At 61.1% G+C, this 25661-nt stretch carries 24 protein-coding genes; 10 read left to right on the top strand and 14 right to left on the bottom strand.

Features of this window, described 5'->3' with window-relative positions; genetic code table 11:
* Positions 1-5 precede the first annotated feature (5 nt).
* A complete protein-coding gene (locus ACSQ3F_RS15875) occupies positions 6-1034 on the top strand; it encodes a LacI family DNA-binding transcriptional regulator (protein ID WP_436101107.1) in 1029 nt (342 codons plus the stop codon).
* Positions 1035-1052: 18 nt separating this feature from the next.
* Here the strand turns inward: ACSQ3F_RS15875 and ACSQ3F_RS15870 are convergent, their stop codons facing one another.
* Complete coding sequence (locus ACSQ3F_RS15870; RefSeq protein ID WP_436101106.1) at positions 1053-1880, bottom strand: TolB family protein; 828 nt, start codon at positions 1878-1880, stop codon at positions 1053-1055.
* Between the two features lie 23 nt (positions 1881-1903).
* The gene (locus ACSQ3F_RS15865) at positions 1904-3583 is read right to left on the bottom strand and encodes an NAD+ synthase (protein WP_436101105.1); all 1680 of its coding nucleotides are present in this window, start codon (positions 3581-3583) and stop codon (positions 1904-1906) included.
* A 353-nt stretch (positions 3584-3936) separates the two neighbouring features.
* On the opposite strand from ACSQ3F_RS15865, the gene ACSQ3F_RS15860 reads away from it, so the two are divergent.
* Positions 3937-5814, top strand: a complete 1878-nt coding sequence (locus ACSQ3F_RS15860; protein ID WP_436102166.1) for an LTA synthase family protein — start codon at positions 3937-3939, stop codon at positions 5812-5814.
* A gap of 105 nt (positions 5815-5919) precedes the next feature.
* Here ACSQ3F_RS15860 and ACSQ3F_RS15855 read toward each other — a convergent pair whose 3' ends face one another.
* Entirely contained in the window at positions 5920-6195 is a 276-nt protein-coding gene (locus tag ACSQ3F_RS15855) for a hypothetical protein (protein WP_436101104.1), read from the bottom strand.
* A 314-nt stretch (positions 6196-6509) separates the two neighbouring features.
* Between ACSQ3F_RS15855 and ACSQ3F_RS15850 the strand changes: the two genes are divergently transcribed.
* Entirely contained in the window at positions 6510-7472 is a 963-nt protein-coding gene (locus tag ACSQ3F_RS15850) for a hypothetical protein (protein WP_436101103.1), read from the top strand.
* Here the strand turns inward: ACSQ3F_RS15850 and ACSQ3F_RS15845 are convergent.
* The 5 genes from ACSQ3F_RS15845 to rpiA form a co-directional block, all read right to left on the bottom strand.
* Entirely contained in the window at positions 7461-7859 is a 399-nt protein-coding gene (locus ACSQ3F_RS15845; protein WP_436101102.1) for a GFA family protein, read from the bottom strand. The genes ACSQ3F_RS15850 and ACSQ3F_RS15845 overlap by 12 nt on opposite strands.
* A gap of 132 nt (positions 7860-7991) precedes the next feature.
* Positions 7992-9365: a class II 3-deoxy-7-phosphoheptulonate synthase gene (locus ACSQ3F_RS15840; RefSeq protein ID WP_436101101.1), complete on the bottom strand. Its 1374-nt coding sequence runs from the start codon at positions 9363-9365 to the stop codon at positions 7992-7994.
* 270 nt (positions 9366-9635) lie between these two features.
* Entirely contained in the window at positions 9636-11027 is a 1392-nt protein-coding gene (gor, locus tag ACSQ3F_RS15835) for a glutathione-disulfide reductase (RefSeq protein ID WP_436101100.1), read from the bottom strand.
* A gap of 203 nt (positions 11028-11230) precedes the next feature.
* A complete protein-coding gene (locus ACSQ3F_RS15830) occupies positions 11231-11782 on the bottom strand; it encodes a DUF2059 domain-containing protein (RefSeq protein ID WP_436101099.1) in 552 nt (183 codons plus the stop codon).
* Between the two features lie 171 nt (positions 11783-11953).
* On the bottom strand, positions 11954-12646 hold the full coding sequence (gene rpiA, locus ACSQ3F_RS15825; protein WP_436101098.1) for a ribose-5-phosphate isomerase RpiA: 693 nt from the start codon (positions 12644-12646) through the stop codon (positions 11954-11956).
* A 223-nt stretch (positions 12647-12869) separates the two neighbouring features.
* Here rpiA and ACSQ3F_RS15820 point away from each other — a divergent pair, with 223 nt between their 5' ends.
* Positions 12870-13547 (top strand): HAD family hydrolase, encoded by a 678-nt coding sequence (locus ACSQ3F_RS15820; RefSeq protein WP_436101097.1) that lies wholly within the window; start codon positions 12870-12872, stop codon positions 13545-13547.
* 48 nt (positions 13548-13595) lie between these two features.
* Here ACSQ3F_RS15820 and ACSQ3F_RS15815 read toward each other — a convergent pair whose 3' ends face one another.
* The gene (locus tag ACSQ3F_RS15815) at positions 13596-15482 is read right to left on the bottom strand and encodes a L,D-transpeptidase family protein (RefSeq protein ID WP_436101096.1); all 1887 of its coding nucleotides are present in this window, start codon (positions 15480-15482) and stop codon (positions 13596-13598) included.
* Between the two features lie 509 nt (positions 15483-15991).
* Here ACSQ3F_RS15815 and fumC point away from each other — a divergent pair.
* The 3 genes from fumC to ACSQ3F_RS15800 all read left to right on the top strand — a co-directional run bounded on the left by fumC (position 15992) and on the right by ACSQ3F_RS15800 (position 19465).
* A complete protein-coding gene (gene fumC, locus ACSQ3F_RS15810) occupies positions 15992-17404 on the top strand; it encodes a class II fumarate hydratase (protein ID WP_436101095.1) in 1413 nt (470 codons plus the stop codon).
* 183 nt (positions 17405-17587) lie between these two features.
* On the top strand, positions 17588-18655 hold the full coding sequence (locus ACSQ3F_RS15805) for a GGDEF domain-containing protein (protein WP_436101094.1): 1068 nt from the start codon (positions 17588-17590) through the stop codon (positions 18653-18655).
* 168 nt (positions 18656-18823) lie between these two features.
* Complete coding sequence (locus tag ACSQ3F_RS15800; protein WP_436101093.1) at positions 18824-19465, top strand: L,D-transpeptidase; 642 nt, start codon at positions 18824-18826, stop codon at positions 19463-19465.
* A 22-nt stretch (positions 19466-19487) separates the two neighbouring features.
* On the opposite strand, the gene ACSQ3F_RS15795 is transcribed toward ACSQ3F_RS15800, so the two are convergent.
* The 4 genes from ACSQ3F_RS15795 to ACSQ3F_RS15780 form a co-directional block, all read right to left on the bottom strand.
* Positions 19488-20288, bottom strand: coding sequence for a M15 family metallopeptidase (locus ACSQ3F_RS15795; RefSeq protein ID WP_436101092.1), 801 nt, complete (start codon positions 20286-20288; stop codon positions 19488-19490).
* Entirely contained in the window at positions 20272-20661 is a 390-nt protein-coding gene (locus ACSQ3F_RS15790; protein WP_436101091.1) for a hypothetical protein, read from the bottom strand. Before ACSQ3F_RS15790 ends, ACSQ3F_RS15795 begins: the two co-directional genes overlap by 17 nt.
* A gap of 106 nt (positions 20662-20767) precedes the next feature.
* Positions 20768-21376, bottom strand: a complete 609-nt coding sequence (locus tag ACSQ3F_RS15785) for a pyridoxamine 5'-phosphate oxidase family protein (RefSeq protein WP_436101090.1) — start codon at positions 21374-21376, stop codon at positions 20768-20770.
* A gap of 75 nt (positions 21377-21451) precedes the next feature.
* The gene (locus ACSQ3F_RS15780) at positions 21452-22360 is read right to left on the bottom strand and encodes an alpha/beta fold hydrolase (RefSeq protein WP_436101089.1); all 909 of its coding nucleotides are present in this window, start codon (positions 22358-22360) and stop codon (positions 21452-21454) included.
* Positions 22361-22396: 36 nt separating this feature from the next.
* Here ACSQ3F_RS15780 and ACSQ3F_RS15775 point away from each other — a divergent pair, with 36 nt between their 5' ends.
* The 3 genes from ACSQ3F_RS15775 (at position 22397) to ACSQ3F_RS15765 (ending at position 25149) form a co-directional block, all read left to right on the top strand.
* Positions 22397-22570: a hypothetical protein gene (locus ACSQ3F_RS15775; protein ID WP_436101088.1), complete on the top strand. Its 174-nt coding sequence runs from the start codon at positions 22397-22399 to the stop codon at positions 22568-22570.
* A 102-nt stretch (positions 22571-22672) separates the two neighbouring features.
* On the top strand, positions 22673-24409 hold the full coding sequence (locus tag ACSQ3F_RS15770; protein WP_436101087.1) for an adenylate/guanylate cyclase domain-containing protein: 1737 nt from the start codon (positions 22673-22675) through the stop codon (positions 24407-24409).
* A 254-nt stretch (positions 24410-24663) separates the two neighbouring features.
* Complete coding sequence (locus ACSQ3F_RS15765; RefSeq protein WP_436102165.1) at positions 24664-25149, top strand: MarR family winged helix-turn-helix transcriptional regulator; 486 nt, start codon at positions 24664-24666, stop codon at positions 25147-25149.
* Positions 25150-25160: 11 nt separating this feature from the next.
* Here ACSQ3F_RS15765 and ACSQ3F_RS15760 read toward each other — a convergent pair whose 3' ends face one another.
* A complete protein-coding gene (locus tag ACSQ3F_RS15760; RefSeq protein WP_436101086.1) occupies positions 25161-25535 on the bottom strand; it encodes a gamma-butyrobetaine hydroxylase-like domain-containing protein in 375 nt (124 codons plus the stop codon).
* Between the last annotated feature and the right edge of the window lie 126 nt (positions 25536-25661).

Raw genomic sequence — 25661 nt, 5'->3', positions numbered from 1 at the left:
TCTCGATGGCGCATGAGTTTCTGGTCAAGGATATTGCCTTCCAGGCCGGCTTGAGCACCGCCACCGTCGATCGCGTCCTGAACGGCCGCCAAGGTGTGCGCAAGCAGACCGAACTGCGCGTGCGCGCCGCCGTCCGGGAACTGGAGAAGCAGCAGGCCGGCATGGAAGTTCAGGGGCGGAAATTCGGCATCGATATCGTCATGGAAGCGCCGGAGCGGTTCACCAACGCGGTCCGTGACGCCTTCGAAAGCGAGAGCCTGACCTTCCTGCCGACGATCTTCCGATCGCGGTTCCATCTTGCCGAGACCATGCGGCCGCACGAGATCGTCCAGTTGCTCGACCGCATTCGCCTGCGCGGCACCGACGGCATCGTACTGAAGGCGCCCGACGTGCCCGATATCAGCACCGCCGTCGTCCGGCTCGAACAGTCCGGCATTCCCGTCGTGACGCTGGTCACCGACCTGCCGAACGCGCCGCGCACCGCCTATGCCGGGGCGGACAACAGGGCCGCCGGAGAGACGGCCGCCTATCTGATCGGCGAGCGGTTCGCTGGAAATCCGGCGACCGTGCTGGTGACGCTGTCGAGCAGCCGGTTCAGGGGTGAAGAGGAGCGGGAGATCGGTTTCCGCCGAACCTTGCGCGACCGCTACCCGTCGATCGGCATCGTGGAGATCAGCGAGGGCCTTGGCCGTGACGAGGCAACCGGTGCGCTCGCGGCAGAGGCATTGTCCGCCAATCCGGGGGTCAACGCCGTCTATTCGATCGGCGGCGGAAACCGGGCGGTGCTTGCCGCTTTTGCCGCGGCAGCGCGCCCCCATACCGTTTTCGTGGCGCATGATCTCGATGCCGACAATCTCGATCTGCTGCGCAGCGGACACATCCACTTCATTCTGCACCATGATCTGAAAGCCGATGTCCGCACGGCCTTCCGTGCGATCATGAGCCGCCGCGGAGCCTTGGCCAATTCGCAAGGAGCGCACCTTTCGGCCGTGGAGGTCATCACGCCCTACAACATACCGGCATGGGTGCGTTAGTCAGGCGGTTTATACCTCTCAGGGCACCGGCTCATACCGCGCGAAGGCGAATTCCTTGCCATCGGGTGACCAGTTGGGCACGTTGATCGTGCCTTGTCCGCCAAACAACTCGAACAGGACGCGGGCGTTGCCACCGTCCGGGTCCATCAGCCGCAGCCGAACATCGAGGTCCCGCGGGTGATCGAAGACGTCGCCGTCATAGGAGAGCACGAGCAGATGCTTGCCGTCGGGCGACGGATGGGGGAACCAGTCGCCGAATTCGCTGTCGGTGATGCGCGTAACATCCGAACCGTCCGGGCGAATACGCCAGATCTGCATCCGGCCGGAGCGGCTGGAGTTGAAGTAGATCCACTGGCCGTCGTGGCTGTAGTCGGGGCCGTCGTTGCGCCCCTCGCCAAATGTCAGCCGGGTTTCATCGCCGCCCTCCACCGAAATGGTATAGATATCGAAGACCTGATCGCGGATGCCGCAATAGGTCAGAGTCTTTCCGTCCGGCGACCAGCCGTGCCAGTAGGACGGCAGGTTGCGGGTCACAAGCCGCGGCGCGCCGCCTTCCGCCGGCAAGATGTAGATCGCCGATTTGCCGAATTCGGTCTTGTCGCTGATGACGATCGTCTTGCCGTCGGGCGAGATGCCGTGATCGTTGTTGCATTGGCGCGCAATGCCGGTATCGATCAACACTGGCTCGCCACCTGAAAGAGGCAGGCGATAGAGCAGCCCATCGCCATTGATGACGAGCGACTGTCCATCGGGCGACCAATTCGGCGCCTCCACCAGTTGCTCCGTCTGCCAGACAACCCGGCTCTCGCCGGTTTCGAGCGTGTAGATTTCGACCGAACTGCGCATATCGCCTCCTCCGGCTCGTCGTTCTACCGGTCGCGGAACCGGTTGGTGATCGGATAGCGGCGGTCGCGCCCAAAGTTCTTCTTGGTGATCTTCACGCCCGGTGCCGACTGGCGGCGCTTGTATTCGGCGATATAGAGCAGGTGCTCGATCCGGTGCACCGTCGCCTCGTCATGGCCGCGCGCGACGATGTCCTCGGTGCTCATTTCCTTTTCGACCAGGCATTCCAGGATATCGTCCAGCACCGGATAGGGCGGCAGGGAATCCTGGTCGGTCTGGTTCGGGCGAAGCTCCGCCGAAGGCGCCTTGTCGATGATGTTTTTCGGGATCACCTCGCCGGAGGGACCGAGCGCACCGGGCGGCACGGTCGTATTGCGCCAGCGCGACAGGCCGTAGACCTGCATCTTGTAGAGATCCTTGATCGGGTTGAAACCACCGTTCATGTCGCCGTAGAGGGTCGCATAGCCGACCGACATCTCCGACTTGTTGCCGGTGGTCACCACCATCGAGCCGAACTTGTTGGAGAGCGCCATCAGGATCGTTCCGCGCGTGCGGCTCTGCAGGTTTTCCTCGGTGATGCCCGGCTCCGTGCCCTCGAACATCTCCGAAAGCGCGCTCATGAAGCCCTGGACCGGCTCCTCGATCGGCACGATATCGTAGTGGCAGCCGAGCGCCCTGGCGCAGTCCTCGGCATCCTTGAACGAATCCGACGACGTGTAGCGATAGGGCAGCATCACCGTGCGCACGCGCTCTTCGCCGAGCGCATCGACGGCGAGCGCCGCGCAGATGGCCGAATCGATGCCGCCTGAGAGGCCAAGCACGACGTTCTTGAAGCCATTCTTGTTGACGTAGTCGCGAAAGCCCAGCATGCAGGCGCGATAATCCGCCTCTTCCTGCTGTGGCAGGCGCGACATCATTCCCGGCTCGCAGACCCAGCCGTCGCTGCCTCTGCGCCATTCGGAAATTGAAATACTCTCCTCGAACTGGCTCATCTGGAAAGCCAGCTGCCGGTCCGCATTAAAAGCGAAGCTGGCGCCATCGAAAACCAGCTCATCCTGGCCGCCGAGCTGGTTGGCAAAGATCATCGGCAAGCCGGTCTCAATCACCTGGCGAAGCACGACCTGGTGGCGCACCTCCATCTTGCCGCGATAATAGGGCGAACCATTGGGCACGAGCAGGATTTCCGCGCCGCTTTCCGCCAGCGTCTCGCAGACCCCCATGTCGTTCCAGATTTCCTCGCAGATCGGGATGCCGAGCCGCACGCCGCGGAAATTGACCGGCCCCGGCATCGCGCCTTCGGTGAAAACGCGCTTTTCGTCGAATTCGCCATAGTTCGGCAGATCGAGCTTGTCGCGAACGGCCAGCACCCTGCCTCCGTCGAGAACCGCAACGGAATTGTGCCGTCCCGCCTCGCCCTGACGCGGAAAGCCGACGACGACGCCCGGACCGCCATCGGCGGTATCCGCCGCGAGCGCATCGACCGCCTTCTTGCAGGCTTTGAGAAAGGCCGGCTTCAGGACCAGGTCTTCCGGCGGATAACCGGAGATGAAGAGTTCCGTCAGCAGTAGCAGGTCGGCCCCGTTGCGGGCCGCGTCGGCGCGCGCTTCGCGCGCCTTGGCAAGGTTGCTGACGATATCACCGACAGCCGGGTTGAGTTGGGCAACGGCGATGCGGAACGTGCTCGAAATGGTCTTTTGCGCGGTCATGAAACAGGCCCGTACTTTATCTTGCTGTCGCGGATGCGGCGGCACCCGGGGAGATATCTAACGCATTCCGCGCCAAAAAAACCCGTGCCTGCCGTTAAAATAGAAAAAAGAGCGTTCGCTCGGGATTTGAGACCCCCGGCACAACCGCAGGAATGCACCGACACGCACGTTTCGCGCCCCTGGATCTGGACAGAAAAAGCACTGAGAAAACCTTAACCGGCTTATTCATCCTCCGTTCAAGATGACATCTGTATGACAATGGGACGACAGTTTTGTGAAAATTGGAGAAGGCCTTGGCCAGTTTTGAATCGGCAGTGCGTGCTGCCACCGCCACCGAGGTCTACGGCCCCCCAATCGCTTTCGGCGCCCGCAACAGCAAGCTGTTATCAATCGCAGGACGCCTCTCTCTGTCACTGCTCCTGTCGATCACGCTCATCTTCACCGTTGAATGGATCGCGCGCAATTCGGCCTCCGAGACAGTATCGTATTTCCTTGATCCGGTGCGCCCGGCCTGGACGACGGTAGGCGTCTTTTTTCTGGTGTTCCTGGCACTCGACGCGGCATTCGGGCGCGAAAACTACGGCGTTATCCTGATCGCCCCGCTCGCGCTGATCCCGGCTCTCGTCAGCCGCCAGAAGCAGATTTTTCTCTCCGATCCGCTCTATCCCACGGACTTCCTGTTCGGGCGCCAGATCATGGAACTGATGCCGGTGCTGGTGCGGGACCGCCCCTGGACGGCCGCCGGCATTGTCGTCGGCCTCATCGCCTCGATCATCGCCCTTGCCTGGCTTGCGCGTTTTGCCTGGCGCCGCTTTCCGCTGTTGACGCGCAACCGGCGTCTGACCCGGCTGGCGGTGGCCCTGCCGCTGCTCGCCTCTTTCTATCACATCATGGACTACAACAATTTCTCCTGGATACGCGACCGGCTGCAGGTCATCCCGATCATGTGGGACCAGACGGAAAACTATCGCCACAACGGTTTCGTCATGGCGTTCGCCCTCAACCTGCCGATGGCAAACGTCACGGCTCCGGCAGGCTACATGTCCGATGCCATCGACAAGATCCCGACGAAGCCGGTGCCGGCCGGCACGACGCATCGCGGCAAGCCGGACGTCATCGTTCTGATGAGTGAATCCTTCTGGGATCCGACGCGCTTGCCGAACGTCAAGCTGTCGCCCGATCCGATGCCGACCATCCGTAAGATGCAGTCCGGCAACGTGTTTTCGCCGGAGTTCGGCGGCATGACCGCCAATGTCGAATTCGAAGCACTGACCGGGTTCTCGAATGCCTTCCTGCCCTATGGCAGCATTCCCTACCAGCAGTATATCCGCAATCCGATCCCGTCGCTTGCCACCTTCTTCCGTGGCGAAGGTTATGTCGCCCGCGCCGTCCATCCGTTCCAGAAGTGGTTCTGGAACCGCAGTGCCGTCTACAAGGCCTTCGGCTTCGAACAGTTCCGGTCCGAAGAGAACCTGCCGGTCATGCAGAAGCGCGGCATCTTTGCATCCGATGAATCGCTGACCAAGGAAATCATCCGCGAAGCCGATCAGCTGCGCGATCCGTTCTTCTTCTTCACGGTGACGCTGCAGGGCCACGGCCCCTATGAAGCAAACCGCTACGCGAAGAACACCATCAAGGTGGAAGGAAACCTGCCGGAAGCCGACAGGCAGGTGCTGGCGACCTATGCGCAGGGTATCAAGGAAGCCGACGACAGCCTGAAAATGCTGATGGATTGGGCGAAGGAACGTGACCGCGAAACGATCATCGTGCTCTTCGGCGACCACCTGCCGCCGCTCAACACCGTCTATCCGAATACCGGTTACATGAACGACGTCACGGCCTCGCGCAAGGGTTCGGTCGAGCAGATGAAGGCGCAGCACGAGACGCCGCTGGTCGTCTGGTCGAACAAGACCGGCCCGGTCAAGGATATCGGCACGATCAGCCCGGCCTTCCTGTCCTATCACATCCTCAAGCAGGGCGGCTTCGAGCATCCCTACTACACGGGTTTCCTCGGCAATGTCTTCGACCAGTACCACGTCATCGATCGCTACATGCTCGTCGATGCCGCCGGCAAGGACACGTCCGCCTGGGGCCGCAAGAAGACGGTTCCCTCTTTTATTCGCGATTATCGCTTCCTGCAGCACGACATGATGTTCGGCAAGCGTTTCGCGACCGACCGGTTCTTCCAGTCACACGCAGATCTGTTTGCGCACGCGAGTTTGTCTCGGTAGCGCCCTTAGAAAGGTCGTTAATGTTTTAGAGGCAACGACCAATGGCCTAAACAGCAATTTTCCGGGCGATACGTCTCCGGAAAATTGCTCGCGGTTACGATCAGGCTAACGCGCCTCGGCGGGGACGACCCTCGGCATCTTCTGGACATCGGACAACCGACGAACCGCGCCGGCTTTTGCCAGGCCGGCCAACGCCTCCTGCATGAGATCGACGGCGTTGGCGAAGGCATCGACCGGCATGATGATCCTCTGGCGGAAAACCGGCTTCGGATTGTTTTTCCCGTCTTTTTCGGTGGCGGAGAGGCTCGTCAGGTCGATCATGACCACCGAGTTGGTGACAGTGATTTCGCTGATGCCGTCGGCGTAGAGTTCGTTATTCATCGTATACTCCATCTATCGCGCGGCCGTCGGTTTCCCGTTGCCACCGTCCAGCAGGACGAAAATGATACAGCCCTAAATACTTGAAATACAATAAGGAGACGCAGAAACATAAAAATCATGGAGGTCTTGTCGTTCTGGCCGGATGGCAATGCTGCCATCCGGCCTTTTTTTTGTTGGCCGGACAGACCCTAAAAACTAACCGCGGCCTATTCCTGAAACAAAAGGTGGACTTTGAGCGTTTGGCAAGCGACACAACTTTCGCTCACCCCGATTCCGAAACCGATGCAACTATCCATTGGACCTTCGTTAAAGCCATGACCGGTATGCCGTCGTCAGAGATCGAAAGCCCAGAAACCGGCTCATCCGCCGAGATTGAGGCATTTGCGTCGAATCCGGCGCTGTTTGCGGTCCTGCAACAGGGCGCACGACACATGATCGAGCTCTATGACCATTTTCCAAGGATCGGCCGCCTGGTCGCCGCTCAGCAGAAATGGCTCCTCACCCAGGCTGCCTATGCGCTGCACGTGCAGCGCAACCCGGCCGATCCCCTCTCCGGCATTACGGCGTCGCGGCTTCTCGATATCATCGTCGAATTCGGCGCGGCCAGCCGCAATACGGCGACAGCCTTTCTGGCCGAACTGCTCGCCTACAAGCTGATCCGCGACGTGCCTGGATCGCCCAGCAAACGCAGCCGTCCGCTGGAGCCGACGGAGATCAGCCACGAGGCGATGATGCTGTGGTTTCGCGGCCAGATGCGCAGCCTCGACCTTCTCGACGGCGGCGAGCGCGTCACACGGCTGGAGGCCAATCCCGAAATTTTTCGCCGCGCCCAGCCGATCGCAGCCAAGCGGCTGATCGCCGACGGGGCGTGGCGGGAGCCGCCGCTCAGCATCTCCTGTTTCGTCTGGACCGAATATGGCGGGCTGATCCTCGACGATTTCGTCTCACGGATCGTCAATCTGGTACCCGAGGACGGCTACCACTGGGTCGAAGACCTTCGTTTCGCAGAATTGTCCAACCACTATTCCCTGTCGCGCACGCATATCCGGCGCCTCTTTGCCCGCGCCGAAGCGCTCGGATCGCTTGGCTGGCAGGACCGGCGCAACAACCGGAACAAAGTATGGGTCGCGGTCTCGTTCATTGATGATTACAAGCGCTGGCAATCGATCAAGTTCTGCGCACTGGACCGAGCCTTTGGCGAAGCGGTCCGTTCGATTGACGCAGAGAAGCATCGCCTCCAAACGAACAGTGACGATGCGGAGCCGTCAGACATTTGACTGCGCAAACTGCGGCAGGCTGTCATTGATCTCGTAGAAATCACCCTTGTCGGCGCAGAAGATGTGGTAGCCGAACGCCAGTCCGGTTGGCGGTTCGAACGCGCCGGCCATGATCGAGGTGTAATCGAGGCCATCCATCTTCCAGAACAGCGCCGAACCGCAGGTCTTGCAGAAGCCCCGCCGGGCTTGCGGGCTCGAGCGGTACCAGGTGACGGTGTCGGTGCCCTGAATATCCAGGTCTGCATCAAGAACGTTGGTCGCGGCATAATAGAGCCCGGTCTGCTTGCGGCACTGCGAGCAGTGGCAGGCGATCACTTCCCGCAACCTTCCCCGCGTATGAAAACGGACCGCGCCGCAATTGCAGGACCCTGTATGCTCTTCCGCCATGTTCATCCCCTGAAACTGTCTATTGGCCCGTCGCGCGGGCATGAAAAAACCGGGCCAGCATCTTCGGCCGGCCCGGTTTCGTCAATTTCAATTCATTCAGCCGAGGATCAGCGGCGCTGATCGGCCCCAAGATCAGCCATTGGCGACCATCCGCTTCTCGTCGCGGCCACCCTTCATGCGCTCGGCCAGAAGGAAGGCGAGTTCGAGCGCCTGGTCGGCGTTGAGACGCGGGTCGCAATGGGTGTGGTAACGATCAGCCAGATCGGCGCCGGAGAGCGCGCGGGCGCCGCCGGTGCATTCGGTGACGTCGTTGCCGGTCATCTCGATATGGATACCGCCCGGATGCGTGCCTTCGGCGCGATGAATCTGGAAGAAGCTTTCGACTTCCGACAGGATCCGCTCGAACGGCCGGGTCTTGTAGCTGTTGAGCGTGATCGTGTTGCCGTGCATCGGATCGCAGGACCAGACGACCTTGCGGCCTTCCTTCTCGACGGCGCGGATCAGGCGCGGCAGGTGCTCGGCAACCTTGTCGTGGCCGAAACGGCAGATCAGCGTCAGGCGACCAGCCTCGTTCTGCGGGTTGAGCAGATCGATCAGCTCGATCAGCCCGTCACCTGTCAGCGACGGACCGCACTTGAGACCGAGCGGGTTCTTGATGCCGCGGCAGTATTCGATATGCGCATGGTCGGGCTGGCGGGTACGGTCGCCAATCCAGATCATGTGGCCGGAGGTCGCGTACCAGTCGCCGGAGGTCGAATCGACGCGGGTGAGCGCCTGCTCGTAGCCGAGCAGCAGAGCCTCGTGGCTGGTGAAGAAATCAGTTTCGCGCAGGCTCGGATGGTTCTCCGAGGTGATGCCGATCGCCTTCATGAAGTCCATGGTTTCGGAGATCCGGTCGGCGAGCTTGCGGTAGCGCTCGGCCTGCGGTGAATCCTTGACGAAGCCGAGCATCCACTGGTGCACGTTTTCGAGGTTGGCGTAACCGCCCATCGCAAAAGCGCGCAAAAGGTTGAGCGTCGCAGCCGACTGGCGGTACGCCATGATCTGGCGCTCCGGATCCGGAATACGGGCCTTCTCGTTGAACTCGATGCCGTTGATGATGTCGCCGCGATAGCTCGGCAGCTCGACGTCGCCCTGCTTTTCGATGTTGGAAGAGCGCGGCTTGGCGAACTGGCCGGCGATGCGGCCGACCTTGACGACCGGCTGCTGGGCGCCGAAGGTCAGGACGACGGCCATCTGCAGGAACGCGCGGAAGAAGTCGCGGATCGTATCGGCGCCGTGTTCGGCGAAGCTCTCGGCGCAATCGCCGCCCTGCAGCAGGAAGCCCTTGCCTTCCGACACATTGGCAAGCTGGTTCTTCAGACGGCGTGCCTCACCCGCAAAGACCAGCGGCGGATAGGTCGCCAGCTGCGCTTCGGTTGCGTTCAGCGCTGCCATATCCGGAAAATCCGGCACCTGCTGAATAGGCTTCTGCCGCCAGCTGTTCGGGGTCCAATTCTGTGCCATGTCAATCACCTGTTCTCTTGCGCGAGGTCCGCCGTCGCTGCCGCGTCCCGGATAGGTCCGGTCAACGCTGGCTGGAAACGGGATCTGAATCGCGTTTCCAGCGGCCCAATTCCTGACCGCAGCTCCCCTTGCGGGGAAAACGGCGATTTTGCGGATGCGGGCTTATAAACGTTAACATGGGGATTGAAAAGCGATTGTTCCAGCAAAGTACGCACCGAGAAATTTTAGCGCGCACTTTGCCGGCAACGCGCGAATTGCCGTGCCAAGGGTTTAGCCGACCCTCTCACCGTTCTTGATGCGGTAGCTGGGGCTGTACATCGTCACGAGCTCCTCCGACGCCGTCGGATGCACGGCCATGGTGCGGTCGAAGTCGTCCTTGGTGCAGCCCGCTTTCAGCGTAATTCCTAGCAGTTGCGCCATCTCGCCTGCCTCATGACCAAGGATATGGGCGCCCACAACCTTACGGTCGACGGCGTTGACGATCAGCTTCATGATCGTCTTTTCGCGACGTCCCGACAGCGTCGCCTTCATCGGCCGGAACTCGGCCCGGTAGATTTCCAGCTCGCCATATTTTTTCGCGGCATCCTCTTCCGAAAGCCCGACCGTGCCGATTTCCGGCTGCGAGAAGACGGCGGTAGCGATCAGGTCGTGATCGGGGGAGACCGGATTGTGTTTGTATTCCGTTTCGATGAAGCACATGGCCTCGTGGATCGCAACCGGCGTCAGCTGAACGCGGTCCGTCACGTCGCCGAGCGCATAGATGCCCGGCGCGCTGGTGCGCGAAAACGCATCGACGATGATGGCCCCGCGCTCGTTGACCTTTACGCCGGCCGCTTCCAGCCCGAGCCCCTTGGTGTTCGGCACGCGGCCAAGCGCCAGCATCACCTTGTCCACCGTCAGCGTCCCGTGCTTCAGCGTTTCGGCAGCCAGCTTGCCGTCGGCTGCCTTGGTGATGGATTGCAGCAAGTCCTCGCACAGGATGCGGATGCCCTTCTCTTCCATCGCCGCATGCAGCCCCCGCCGCATGTCCTGGTCGAAGCGCGACAGGATTTCCTTGCCGCGATAGATCAGTGTCGTCTCGACGCCAAGGCCATGGAAGATATTGGCGAATTCGACGGCGATGTAGCCGCCGCCGGCAATGACGATCGACTTCGGCAGCTCCGGAAGATCGAAGGCCTCGTTGGAGCTGATGCTGAGCTCGTGACCGGGCAGCGCCTCATGCGGCGTCGGATGGCCGCCGACGGCGATGACGATGCGCTCCGCCGTCACGGTCTTTCCCGTGGCGACCAGCCGGATGCTGTTCGGCCCGGTCAGTTCGGCCCGCGTGTTCAGGATTTCTGCGCCGGCATTGGCGAGCCCCTTCTGGTAAAGGCCTTCCAACCGCGTGATTTCCCTCTCCTTGGCGGCAACGAGCTTCGTCCAGTCGAATTTCCGTTCGCCAACGCTCCAGCCAAAGCCTTCGGCATCCTCGAAATGCTCGGTGAACTGTGACGCATAGACGTAGAGTTTTTTCGGCACGCAGCCACGGATGACGCAGGTGCCGCCATAGCGGAATTCCTCGGCGATGGCGACCTTCTTGCCCATGGCGGCCGCGAGGCGCGCGCTGCGCACGCCGCCGGAGCCGCCGCCAATAACGAAAAGGTCATAATCGAAAGAAGTCATGCTGAAAAACTCCCGGACGGGTCAATGCGACAGGAGGCGGAGCACCTGGAAAGCCGCGGCCGGGCCGGCCATGCCGCACCCTTCCGGCGATTCCCGCCATGTGTTGCTGATATAGGGTGGAGCAATACAAAATGAAAAGCCCGGAATGATCCGGGCTTTGCAATTCGTCGTCCGGCAGGCGCCGGTCGAAACCGGCAGGCCGCTTATTGAGCAGGCTTTTCGGTCGTTTCGCCCGGCACCGGCTGCTGGCCGGCGGTCAGGGTCGCGCCGAGCTCCTTGGTCGCAGCCGCGTTCAGGTCGCGGGAAATGCCCGCCGCCCAGATGTCGGCAGCCTTGATCATTTCGCGCGAGGCGATCGGGCCATCCTTCAGTAGCTTCTTGCCCGCGTCCGACGTGTAGAACGCCGTGATGGCATTCAGCTGATCGACGGTGAAGGTCTTTGCGTAGATCGTCGCGGCCTCGCGCTCCAGATCGGCGCGGCGTGCGGCCAGCTCAAGCGCCTTTTCATCGACCGTCTTGGTGATCAGTTCCTGATAGTTCGGCGAGGACTGGATCAAGGTCATCTTCAGGCGTTCGGCCAGATTCGGCAGAATATTGTCGAAACCGTTGGTGGCGTTAATTGCCCCGATCGCAGCGCGGGCAGCCTTGACCTGCTCGTCCGTCACATCCTGCGCCCGCAAGGCAGGAACCATGACGGCGGAAAGGATGATGGCGGTTGCAGCCACTGTACGGCCAAGACCTGCGAGATTGATCATATCTGAAACGCTCCTGTCAGTTGACGCCGGGCTCCGTGCGCGTCATGCACCTGCGAACCCCGCATAATCCAATTTCAAAGCCGCCGCCACCAAAGGGGCTCGATCCCCTTGGGCGGCAACGCTGTTGTAACACTCCGCCGCGTCCGCCTTGGGCCACGGCTGGAAATCTCGCTAGGCCGTCATCACCCTCGCCCCGGTCGGACCGGCAATGATGGCGAGGGACGCGATGCCGATGAAAAGCCCGTGTTCGACCACGCCGGGAATAGCATTGAGTTCATATGCCAGCGCATCTGCATCAGGAATACGGCCAAAAGATGCATCCAGAATCAAATGTCCGCCGTCGGTCATGAAGGGCCCGTCGCCCGAGGCGCGCACGACGATTTCGCCGGAAAGCCCCTGCCGCGCGGCGAGTTTTTCGACGGCGATACGGGTCGCGGCAAGCCCGAAGGAATTGACCTCGATCGGCAGCTTGAAGGCGCCGAGCGTGTCGACCACCTTCGTTTCGTCCGCAATCACGATCATCCGCGATGAAGCACAGGCAACGATCTTCTCACGCAGAAGCGCGCCGCCGCCACCCTTGATGAGGCGCAGCTTGCCGTCCACCTCGTCGGCGCCATCGACCGTCAGATCCAGTTCGGGAAGCTCGTCCAGCGATTTCAGCGGCACACCGAGTTCCACGCAAAGCCGCGCAGTGCGTTCCGACGTCGGCACGCCCTCGATGCGAAAGCCGGACGCCACCTTTTCGGCGAGCAGACGAACGAACTCTTCCGCCGTCGAACCTGTGCCGATGCCGAGCCGCATGCCGTCTTCGACATAGTCGAGTGCTGCCGCGGCAGCCTTGATCTTCATTTCACGGGCGTCCATGCGCCACGCACTCCTCAAAATCTTATCCCACGGACCACAGCGAAAAGGCCCGGTCCTTTTGTTCCGCTGAGACGTTTACACGCCTGCCACGGCAAACAAAAGCCCAAATAGCAGGCGAGACACAAATGGCCACCACAGCTTATCGCGTAAAGTGGCGATTGCTTTTTTCCGCTGGTTCCCCTACCCGAACTGCAACATTTCGCAGTTGCCCCAAGAGGTTTTCGTGTCCGCATCCGTTGTCGTTTTTGATCTTGATGGAACCCTGGTCGATACCGCACCGGATCTCGTCGCAAGCCTCAACCACGCCGTCACCCAGGCAGGCCTTGCGCCAGTTACCTATCACGACCTCACCCACCTCGTCGGACACGGCGCCAAGGCGATGATTGAGCGCACGTTCACACTGCGCGGCAAAGCCCTGAGCGCCAACGATCTCGACTGGCAGATGAAGGAATTCGTGGATTTCTACCACGGCTCGATGCCGGGTGATTCCATTCCGTATCCCGGCGTCATCGCAGCCATGGACCGTCTCTCTGCAGCCGGCTATACGCTCGCCGTCTGCACCAACAAACTGGAAATGCTGGCGAAAAGCCTGCTGGAAGGGCTCGCCCTCACCCCCCGCTTCGCGGCAATCACGGGCGGCGACACGTTTCATGTGCGCAAGCCGGATGCCGAACACCTCTTGTCGACCATCCGCCTTGCCGGCGGCGCGCCGGAAAAATCAGTGATGATCGGCGACAGCCTCAACGACATCCTTGTCGCCCGCAACGCATCCGTCCGCTCGATCGGCGTCCCTTTCGGCTATTCCGACGTGCCGGTCGAAAGCCTGGCGCCCGATCTCGTCATCCGCCATTTCGACGAACTGACGCCTGACCTGATCGAGCGACTGATCGCGCAGGCATGAAAAAGGCGGCTCGAAGCCGCCTTTCTGAAATCATCGATTTCGCCGCACTCAGCCTTCGGCGCGGCGGACCAGCCGTGTCGCCTCGAACGCGCGGCCCATATACATGTCACGCTCATAGACATCATCGAAATACTCGACGGCGCCGTCCTTGTTCGGCCAGGCGGTGAAATAGGCGACGTAGACCGGAATCTTTTGCGGTACCTGAACGCCCTTGTTGCGGCCATCAGCGACCTGTTCGGCCACATCATCGACGGTGGTACCAAGCACGGCAGCGGCCATCCGGCGCGGATCGGCAAGACGAACGCAACCATGGCTGAGCGCCCGCTGGTCCTTCTTGAAGAAGCTTTTCGACGGCGTGTCATGCATGTAGATCGCATGACTGTTCGGGAAGAGAATCTTCAATTCGCCCAGCGCGTTGTCGCTGCTTGGCGGCTGGCGCACGGCAACGCCGGATGTCGAACCGTTCCAGTTCACGTCATACGACGAAACGGCACGACCGCCGACTTCCACCTGATAGCCGAGACGGTCGAGATAGCCCGGATCATTCCTGAGCTTCGGCAGCATCTCATTGATAATGATCGACTGCGGCACACCCCAATACGGATTGAACTCAACGGTCTGGATCTCATCCTCGAAGAAATAGGTCTGGTTCGCCTTGGAACCGACGACCACACGCATCGAAAACTGTTCGGCGCCCTGGTCGTGATAATAGGCCATGAAGGCAGGCTGGTTGATGAGGACGTAGCGGCTGCCGAGGTCGGCTGGCAGCCAGCGCGCCTGCTCCATGGCGACGCGTACCTTGTCGATCTTGCTCTGCGTGGTGTCGCCCCCGGTCAGGATGCGGATCGAGGCCTTGCCGACGATGCCGTCCGGCTTCAAACCGTTTTCCTTCTGGAATCCCTCGACCAAGGCCACCAGCTCCGGCGTATAGTCCGGCGTATCCTGGTAGGCCTGCAGCGTGGCCGCGTGCTCCGCCTTCAGCGCTTCTGAACCCTTCTGGCGAATGCCCGCGACGACATTGGCAAGCTCGGGATCGGGGATGCCCGGCTTCAGCAGCGTCCCCGGCGCAATGGTGATCCGCGGCACATCGCCCGTCTTTGCCTCGAGCGCTTCCAGCTCCCGCTTCAGCGCCAGGAATTCTGGACCGGTCGGCGTCTGGGCCTTGAGATAGGCTGCGACGTCGTGGCTTCTGGCGATGTTCTGAAGCTTGCCCGTCAGGTTGACACCCTTGCGCTTGAAGTCGTGATAGCCGGAAATCTTGTTCGGATCGATGCGACCGCGAACGGTGTCCTGGATATAGGTCAGTGTCGCGGCGGACATGCGGATTTCGAAATCCACAAGTGCCTTCTCATGCGCCATCATGTCATTGCTGTCGAACGTATCGGACGGCACGGACACGGCATAATCCTGCGGATCGAGCCCGACGCTTGCGGCCTCACCGAGCACAGCCAGCGCAGCCCTTGCCGCCGCATTCGGGCCATCGCCCTCGATCCAGATAAATTCCTCGCGGCCGGCGTAAAAGGCCTCGATGGCCTTGGCCACATCGGCCGGTGCATAGGCCGTCACCTCCGGCAGGAACTGCCGGGCATCGGCGAACGACCCGCGCTGCATCGGCGGCAGCGCATCGTTGCGCACGGAACCGGTCACGACAGGATCGAGAAGCTTTGCGGTATCGATGCGGCGCAGCGGTTCGGCCTTGTAGGTGTAGTAGCGCGGCGAGGTCACACGCGGCAGGGCACGGGGCACCGAATTCTCTGCCGGACCTGCTTCCCGCATGCCGTCAAAACCCGGGAACAGATGCCGCTCTTCCACCGGCGGTCTCTTCTTGCGGAAGAGGTCCAGCAAGGTCAGCGCTTCCGCGCTCTGGACGCTGAAAGAGGTGAACGCGCACCCGGCCAGGAGTGTCACGATCGCTGCAGTTTTCATCAATTTCATTGGCTCACACGTCCCCGTATCGCATTGCCGCCATCAGCGGTTCGCGCCCGATGCCCTTCATGTCATCGAGCTCTGGTACTTATAAGAAAGGATGGTGAATGAAAAGGAAACGCCACCCATTCCCAGTCTCCGGCGGCCGTTAGAAATCCGTCAAAGCGCACGGTAAGCAAGACGGATGAACGCGTCCAAAAATTTGAATTCCTTGAGTTATTTTTTTACATACCCACAAAATCGCTCTGAGCTGGGAAAATCGCCGCCGGGGCCTTGGAAACTATGCGATCGGTTGTGTCTGAAAAGGCACAGCACGCCAGCGGCGGCGACTCGCGGAGAGGGACTTTCCAATTGAAACGGAAGGCTTGATGAAGCACCCGTATTTTAAACGATTGTAGCATGGCGCAGCCCCTCGCAACCTCTTTACAAGCACCGGGCACCTGGGCCAGAGAGAACCGCATCATAGCTTCAGACCGCCGCGATGCGGCGGCCATATCCACCTTCGGTCTTGATACCGCATGACGAAAGCAGGGATTACGATGACATCAACGCGCACGGAAACAGATACGTTCGGCCCGATCGAGGTCGCGAGCGACCGCTACTGGGGCGCTCAGGCGCAACGCTCCCTCGGCAATTTCAAGATCGGCTGGGAGAAGCAGCCGCTCGCAATCGTCCGCGCGCTCGGCATCGTCAAGCAGGCCGCCGCCCGCGCCAACATGGAACTGCAGGGCCTCGACCCGACCGTCGCCAAGGCGATCATCGACGCTGCCCAGGAGGTCATCGACGGCAAGCTCAACGACCACTTCCCGCTCGTCGTCTGGCAGACCGGTTCCGGCACGCAGTCGAACATGAACGCCAATGAAGTGATCTCCAACCGCGCGATCGAAATGCTCGGCGGCGTCATGGGCTCGAAGAAGCCGGTGCATCCGAACGACCACGTCAACATGAGCCAGTCGTCGAACGACACCTATCCGACGGCCATGCACATCGCCTGCGCCGAGCGTGTCGTCCACGACTTGCTGCCGGCCCTGAAGCACCTGCACGCGGCTCTCGAAGCCAAGGTGAAGGCCTTCGACCACATCATCAAGATCGGCCGCACGCACACGCAGGACGCCACGCCGCTGACGCTCGGCCAGGAATTTTCCGGCTATGCGGCGCAGGTCGCCTCCTCGATCAAGCGGATTGAAATGACCCTGCCCGGCCTTTGCGAACTGGCGCAGGGCGGCACCGCCGTCGGGACGGGCCTCAACGCCCCGATCGGTTTTGCCGAAAAGGTCGCCGCCGAAATCGCGGAGATTACCGGCATCGCCTTCGTGACCGCCCCCAACAAGTTCGAGGCGCTGGCGGCTCACGATTCGATGGTCTTCAGCCATGGCGCGATCAACGCCGCCGCAGCCGCATTGTTCAAGATCGCCAACGACATCCGCTTCCTCGGCTCCGGCCCCCGCTCCGGCCTCGGTGAATTGTCGCTGCCGGAAAACGAGCCCGGTTCCTCGATCATGCCGGGCAAGGTCAACCCGACCCAGTGCGAGGCGCTGACGCAGGTCTGCGTTCAGGTGTTCGGCAACAATGCGGCGCTGACCTTTGCCGGCAGCCAGGGCCATTTCGAGCTTAACGTCTATAATCCGCTGATGGCCTACAATTTCCTGCAATCCGTGCAGTTGCTCGCGGACGCCGCCGTCTCCTTCACCGACAATTGCATCACCGGCATCGAGGCCCGCGAGGACAACATCAAGGCGGCACTCGACCGCTCGCTGATGCTGGTCACCGCCCTTGCCCCGAAGATCGGCTACGACAATGCTGCCAAGATCGCCAAGACGGCCCACAAGAACGGCACGACGCTGCGCGAGGAAGCCGTCGGCGGCGGCTATGTCACCGACGCCGAATTCGACGCCATAGTCCGCCCGGAAACCATGATCAGCCCTTCCTGAGGTGTCACCGAAACAATTCAGACAATCCCGTCAGGCAGCGAGACATCGCTGCCTGATTGCTTTTAGCCCGGCAGCCATCGAATTACGTTCAATCTTACCGATCGATTTCGCAAAACGTTAAGCCTTCCAAAATCTTTTATCCCTAAAACTTGCCGGTGGAGACAATTGGACAGGGAGTCCGCGATGCAGGCGGGTTTGAGCAAGGTGCAGATACCGGATATCGCAGCGCAGGTGACCTATGCGATGCGGATCATGGGGATTGCGCCCCTGCCGCGAAACTATGAGCTTTATTATGAAGCCTATATCGGCTCCAACCCGAAGCTGACCAAGGAACTGGCAGCGCTCGGCAGCCGCGCAACCCAGGAAGAACTGGACGAGATCGGCGCACGCTACTTTGCCCATGTGCACCACGCGGCCGGCATCGACCGGGCACATACCCATCTGGCAAGCGAGCTCGGCGACCTTCTCCAGCTTCTGAAGGAAGAGCAGTCGGCACTTGAGAACTACAACCGGCTGCTCGACGAAACCTATCAGAACATCACATCCAAGAGCAGCGCCAGCGTCGAAATCCTGCGACACGCGGTCAGCATCCTGACTGAAGCGACTGCGGATACGATGAACCAGGGCAAGGAACGTGTCGAAAACGTCTCGCTGAAGTCCTTCGAGATGGAGGTCATCCGGCAGGAGCTCGATGAGTACAAGCGCATCGCCAATACCGATTCGCTGACGCGCCTCGCCAACCGCCGGGCCTTCGACGAGAAGCTCGCGGCCATCTACAATTCCGAGCAGCGTCGCGCCCATACCGGCCTCCTTGTCGCCGATATCGATCATTTCAAGAAGATCAACGACAGCTACGGCCATCCGGTAGGCGACAAGATCCTGGCGACCGTCGGTACGGTCATCCGTGCCAATCTGCGCCGCGACGCCTTTGTTGCGCGCACCGGCGGCGAGGAATTCGCCATCATCCTCAGCGACAGTACGCTCGAGGAGAGCCTTCAGGTGGCCGAGCGCATCCGCACCGCGCTCTCAACGACACCCTTCAAGAATTCCAAGACCGGCGTCAACTACGGCCCGATCACGCTCTCCGTCGGTGTCTGCCAGGCAACGCAGGCCGACGACCCGACCGACCTCTACAACAAGGCCGATATCGCGCTCTATTGCGCCAAGAATGCCGGCCGAAACAGATCCATGCTGTTTGAGGAAGGCATGAAGAAGGACACCGGCAAGAGCTGGCTCATCTATCGCAAATAGCAAAGAACGATATGTCTTGACCGAAGGCGCCCAAGCGGCGCCTTTTGCCGCTTTTTGCGTTCCCCAGGAAACAGCCGCTCGCCCGGTGATTGCCTAGAAAGGCTCCATACAAGGGAGCGAACCGGAAGGAACCGGAAAAATCTCCCGCACAAACCGGGAGATACGGACATGAAGACCATCATCGCAGCCCTGATCGCAACCGCCCTTCTTGCCCCCGCCGCACAGGCAGCCAGCCAGAACCAATCCTTCGAAGTCGCCTCGCTCCAGTCCTCAACCGTCAAGACTGGCTGGCTGCAGGTCCTGTCGGAGGGCAAGCCGGCAAAGACGAAGACCGCGAAGAAGAACATCAACCAGTCGCCGATCCAGCGCGAACTGGTCGCCTTCAACGAGAATGTCGCCCCGGGCACCGTCATCGTCGACAATTCCGACCGACGCCTCTACCACGTGCTCGGCAACGGCATCGCCATGCAATACGGCGTCAGCGTCGGCCGCGAAGGTTTCATCTGGACCGGCACCAATGCGGTGAGCCGCAAGGCCGAGTGGCCGACCTGGAACCCGCCGGAAGAGATGCGTGTCCGCGAAGCCAGGAAGGGCCACATCCTGCCCGTCACCATGAAAGGTGGCATCGAAAACCCGCTCGGTGCACGTGCCATGTATCTCGGCTCGACCATCTACCGCATCCACGGCACCAACCAGCCGTCCTCGATCGGCAAGGCGATGTCGTCAGGCTGCATCCGCATGGCAAACGAGGATGTCGAGCACCTCTATGCCAACGTAGCGATCGGCACAAAGGTCGTCGTCCGCGACTGACCTGATTTTACAGCGGACCCTCTCAGCGGCAGGCCGAAACGCCTGCCGCTTCGGCGATGGCGATAAGTTCGGGCCGATATTCGAAGTGCATCGTATCGTAGTGATACCAGCGCCCGCCCCAGATAAAGCCATGCCGCTCGAAAGTATCGACGATCTTCATCGGATATTTGTTGCTGTACGGCGGCACCCTGCCCGGCTTGCCGCCCGCCCAGATCCAGTAGTCGGCATAGCGGGTATTGAGATCGATCGCCGCGCCAAAACTGTGCACGGACAGGTTCGGGGCGCCGGCGACCTTGCGCCAGTTGAAGGTGCCGGCAGACGGTGTGAGAAATACCTTGAGGTCAGGCATTGTTTTCAGCTCGTCACGAACTTTCTCGAGCGCCCGCGCCACGCGCTGCCTTTTCGTCACGAGCAGTTTCCTGCCGAACCACTCAACCTCCACCAGGGACGCTTCCACCTCGCGCGCCGAACTGCCGTAAAGACGCTTCATCAGGGCGTCGCTGCGAATGCGGCCCGGATCGAAATTGACCTCCGGCCGGGTTTCGCAGGGTCCCGGCGGATAGATCTGCGACAGGCTGTCCTCGATATCGCCCGCCGCCAGCTTTTGGGCATGGTCCTTTGCCTTGCCATCATCGATCGGCAAAGCCTGTCCGCCGTCGCGAAAGAGGATTGATCCGCCTTCGCTCTTGAGAAGGGTTTCCGGATAAGCCTCGATCACCAGCTTTATTTTTCGTGCGAGACTGAGTTCGTCCGCTTGAGCCGGGAAAGCCACAAGCAGCAGCAACGCGAAAACAAGTGATGCCCGGTCAATCGACGGTGACATTGATGTAGTCGCCGTCGGCCCCGCGAAAAATCTGCACGTTGATCAGCACGTTACCGCGTACCAGCGCCCGCGCGGCGCGCGTTTCGATGGTGCCGTATTCGATCATGCGCTCAGCCTTTTCGCGGTTCTTGGCGGAGGCAAAGAAGCCGTCGCCTTCGTCACCCGGCTGGGATGTGCCGAAACGATGATAGTTCGCCCGGTCCTGCCGGATGATCTGCCACGGCTCGGAAAGCCGCTCGCCGTAGGAATTGTAAAGGTCTTCCTCGCCGATATAGGCATTGTATTCCTCGATGAGCCCATCGGCCTTCGCCGCAGCTGTGGAAAGGCCGACGGCCACCACAGTCAAAAGCAGGAAAACGCTTCTGTTTTTCATGTATTCCCCAATCCGCGGCACCAACGGCCGGCCCTCCATCGGAGCACAGTGCTCCCGTCCCTGAAAGGACGCTTAGCACGGGTATTTTATTCGGATATCGGTACACCTACCACATCGTCTTTGCGGCACGCTCCGGCCATTCGCGATCGTAGGTTTCCCGATCGAAGTCGGCCTTCGCCGCCTTCAACAGCGTTCCCGGCGTCGGCAGGGACTGCGGGTCGGCGAAACGCTCGGGGTTCCAGAGCTGCGAGCGGATCAACGCGCGGGCGCATTGGAAATAGACCTCGCCGATGGTGACGACGATGACGCTGCGCGGATGTTTGCCATCGACCTCGAAGGAACCGGTCAGGTCCGGATCGACGCTGACGGCGGCCGTGCCGTTGATCCGCATGGTCGTGTTTAAGCCGGGAACAAGGAACATCAATGCCACGCGCGGATCGCGCACGATATTGGCAAGCGAATCGACCCGGTTGTTGCCGCGCCAGTCCGGCATCAGCACGGTCTTCTCATCGGCGATCCGGATGACGGAGACATCGTCGCCGCGCGGCGAGCAGTCGAGCCCCTCTGGACCAACGGTGGCGAGCGCTGCAAAAGGGGAAGCCTCGATCATCCGGGCATAATCCGGCGTCAGTCTGGTTGTCACCTTGACCAGCGACGCCTCGCTAGTGCCGTCGTAAAGCGCGTTCAGTTCCTCGACCGAGCGAATGATCGTCATGCTGTTCTCCCAGAAGTCCGAGCGATCTTTCGACCGATAGCACAACGTTTTCATGACAGCATCCGCGAAAATCGCTCAGGCAGCAGCCCTTCGATCCTCCGCATGAATGAAGGCATTGATCTTCTCGATCACAGGTGCTGCGGAGACGATGCGGCGATGACCGAAGCCGTTGGCCCAGTGGAGTTCGATATTCGGACCCGCAGCCGCATAGCGGCGCGCATGATCGGCAGAAACCTCCTTGTCGTCCTCGGCGTGGATGACCAGAGCCGGCACGGTGAGCACGCCGAGAATACGGGCTGCATCGAATTCCTCGATCCGCCGCCCGGATAGCTGCACGACCATGCCTTCGAGCGCCAACTGGGCTTTCCGGGAAAGGCGAAGAAGTTTCCCGAACCCTTTGAATAACCAAGTCATCTCGCTCGGCGCGCCGATCAGCACCATACTTTTGGCAATATGGGACGGGACGTCGCAAACCAGACCGCCCGCAGCGCAGGCGAGGCTCGCGCCACCAAAGGAGTGGCCGACCGAAACGTCAAACCCGCCGAAATGCCGCCAGGCGGCGTCGATCGCCCGCACGGCGGCTGGCATCGTCAGCGTTCGCCCCGGTGAGGCACCGTGTCCCGGCCAGTCGAGCGCGACCACTTCGGCGCCGCCGGCCAGAAGGCCCTCGATCATCGTTGCCAGATAATCGCTACGCGATCCCCAGCCATGAACCAGGAGCACGCGTTTCGCCGCGCCGCGGTCAGCCCGTCCTTCGAAATGCCTTGCCATGACCCAGCCGCCGGCAAAGGACAGGGTGACAGGTCGGGCCGTGGCCATCACTGGCGCTGCCGCCGCCAGCAACGCCTTTTCCTTGCCGTTCGACGGCTTACGGCCTGGTGTTACGCTGAACAGCCGAAACGCCAGCCGACCGGCTGTCTCGGGAGAAACAGCCGAGACGCATTTCAGGGCGAGACGGGTGACCTCGATCGCAACGGATGCCATAGTTGGATTCCTTTAAATGTTCAACGATGAACATCATTGTACAACGATGAACAAAAAGCAAGCGACGATCGAACATCACCAAAGCTGATGCGGCTCGCCACCCATTCGAACCAGGCGATCGACGTGCAGCACCCGATCCTTTCCGCCACGCTTCCGGATGGAGAGTGCGGTGCCATGCGCTTCGAAATTCTCAAGGGCGTCGTCGTATAACTCCATGCTGATATGGCACCTGGCAGATTTCCAGCCAGATAGACTTTTGCAAGGGGCGCCAATACAATGCAATGTCCTGCATTCTGTGAAAGCGAATGCGACATGGCCGAAGAGCACGCCCAACGCCGTCTCGCAGCAATAATGGCTGCCGATGTGGTCGGCTACAGTCGGCTTGTCGATCTCGACGAGCAGGGCACGCTGGCGGCGCTGAAGGAGCGGCGCAAGGAAATCCTGGTGCCGCTCGTCCGCCAGCATCACGGTCGTATCGTCAAGATGATGGGTGACGGCGTTCTGGTGGAGTTCGCCAGCGCGGTGAACGCGGTGGCATGCGCCGTCGAACTCCAGAAGCGCATGGCGGCGGCCAACGAGGACCGCGCCGACGATCGCCGGATTGTCCTGCACATCGGCGTCAATCTGGGGGATGTCGTTGTCGAAGATGGCGACCTCTTCGGGGATGGCGTCATTGTCGCCGTCCGGCTTCAGGCTATGGCCGGGCCAGGAGATATCTGCGTCTCAGGCAGCGTCTATGACCAGGTCAAGCGCAAGCTCGATGTCCGATTCGACGACCTCGGCCTGCAAGCGATCAAGAACGTCGCCGAGCCTGTAGTCGTCTACCGCATCGAAACGCTGGCTGGATGGGCGTTTCACGGGCCAGCGGAGCGGGCGCCGTTGCCGCTGCCCGCCAAGCCCTCCATCGCCGTGCTGCCGTTCACAAACATGAGCAACGACCCGATGCAGGAGGAATTCGTCGATGGCCTGACCGAAGACCTGATCACGGACCTGTCGCGGAGCAGCGGGCTGTTCGTCATCGCCAGCAACTCGGTCTTTGCGTACAAGGGCCGGCACATGGACGTGCGCCGCATCGCGCGCGAACTGGGTGTGCGCCATCTCCTGGAGGGCAGCGCCCGGCGGGCTGCGGGACGGGTTCGCATCAACGCCCAATTGATCGATGCGATCGAAGGGGACCACCTGTGGGCCGAACGGTTCGACCGCAGCCTGGAGGATATCTTCGCCGTGCAGGACGAGGTGACGGGCAAGATCGTCGAGGCCCTTGTCGGTCGTTTGACGACCCACCCGCCCCGCAACAGGCCCGCGAACCTGGAGGCCTATGAGCTCTGTGTCCGGGCGCGGGCGCTGAGCTTTCAAACGGCAATCACCGCGAGAGAAGCGATTTTCCTGCTGGAACGGGCGCTCGCGCTCGATCCGGGCTATGCCGAGGCGCATCGCTGGCTGGCGTTGAACCTTTGGCTGGGATGGGAATTCTTCGACGCGCCGATTGACCCCAATCGGACAAAGGCTCTGGCGGAGGCCCAACGAGCCGTGGCGCTCGACCCCAACGACGCCGGGAACCGCTGGGTATTGGGCATCATCCTGGGGCATGAACGCCGCTGGGTGGAATCGGACGCAGAGTTTGATGCCACCATCAAACTGGACCCGAACTACGCCGACGCCTGGGCGATGCGCTCCGATCTGGTCACGCTGAAGGGCCAACCGGCCGATGCCGTCGAATACGTGCACAAGGCGCTGAGACTCAACCCGCATCCTCCCGGCTGGTATTACTGGTTGCTGGGGCAGGCCCAATATGCGCTTCGCGACTACGAGTCCGCGGTCCAGACGTTGCGCAGGCCCGAAACCTATCGCAACGCATCCCGCCGCTTTCTCGCGGCGAGCCTGGCGCAACTCGGGCGCCTGGAGGAGGCGCGCCGGGAGGCTCAGATGTTCATGATGAGCAATCCGCGTTTCTCAATCCAGCATTGGTCCGCGTCGCAACCTTTCCGCGACGAAGACCTGCGTCAGCATTTTATCGAGGGCTACCGCATGGCGGGACTGCCGGAATGACCGCAGCCGTGGTGTGCGGCGGGGGCTTAGGTTACGCAGGCGGAACCCGCGAGGGCACGTCCGCCGGCCCAGCTATTGGGCCCTCACCTCGACGGGAGCGGGTGTCACACTGAACAGCCGAAACGCCAGCCGTCCCGCTGTCTCTGGAGAAAACGCCGACACGCATTTGAGTGCGAGACGGGTGACCTCGATCGCAAAGGATGCCATAGTGGGATTCCCTTTAAATGTTCAATGATGAACATTATAGTACAACGATGAACAAAAAGCAGGCGACGATCGAACACCATCATTTTCCCTGGGACCATCCGCGTTTCCGCAGCTGGATCGCGGTTGCCCGCGCCTGCCAGCTGATGCAGCAGACGCTGACGCGCGCGCTCGCCGATCTCGACATCAAGCCGCCCCACCTCGACATCCTGATCAACCTCTATCGCTTCGAGGGCATCTCGCAGCAGGAACTCGCGCGAAAACTTCTGGTCGGGCGCTCGAACATGAGCATGCTTCTGCCCCAGCTCGAAAAACGCGGTCTTATCGAGCGGCGTGGCGATGAAAAGGACAAGCGCGTCCTGCGGCTGTCGCTCACGCCGAACGGCCGGGAACTCACCGAGCAGGCGATGGAGATCCAGACCGTGCTGATCGACAAATCGATGGAAGGCGCGCCGATCGAGGACTGCATGATCGTCGCCCAGTCCATGGAGCGGCTGATCGCGGTTCTGCTGAAGCACGAAAGCGACCTCGCCTGACGCGCGAGCCGTTAGCGCGGCTTTTCCGCCTTGTCCCGGCTCATGCCTTTTTCGGCCAGATTGCGTTCATAGGCGGCAAACAGCGTTTCGCCGTTTTCCCCGAGTTCGCGCAGATAATTCCAGGTGAAAATCCCGGTATCATGGAAATCGTCAAAGCCGATCCGCACCGCATAATTGCCGGTCGGGGTCATCGAGATGATCGCGACATTGCGTTTGCCGGGCACCGTCAGCCCCTGCCCCGGCCCATGGCCCTGAACCTCGGCCGAAGGCGACAGCACCCGCAGCATCTCCGCCGAAAGATCGAAGGAGTTGCCATCGTTGAAGGTCACCGTCAGCCGGTGGCGATCCTTCGAGACGCGCAATTCGGTCGGCCAGATATCGCTCATGATGTCAGTCTCCTTGCTTCACCCGAGCACTAGCGCAGATTCCCGCTGGTGGGAATTCTACACCTCCGCTTCCCTCGCTTCGAAGAAAGTGTTTCGCCGGTTTTCTGATGGTTTTGCATGCTTTCG

The sequence above is a fragment of the Pararhizobium sp. LjRoot238 genome, from assembly GCF_964252955.1.
Lineage (GTDB): Bacteria > Pseudomonadota > Alphaproteobacteria > Rhizobiales > Rhizobiaceae > Pararhizobium.
This window is presented reverse-complemented; position numbering and strand designations above follow the sequence as displayed.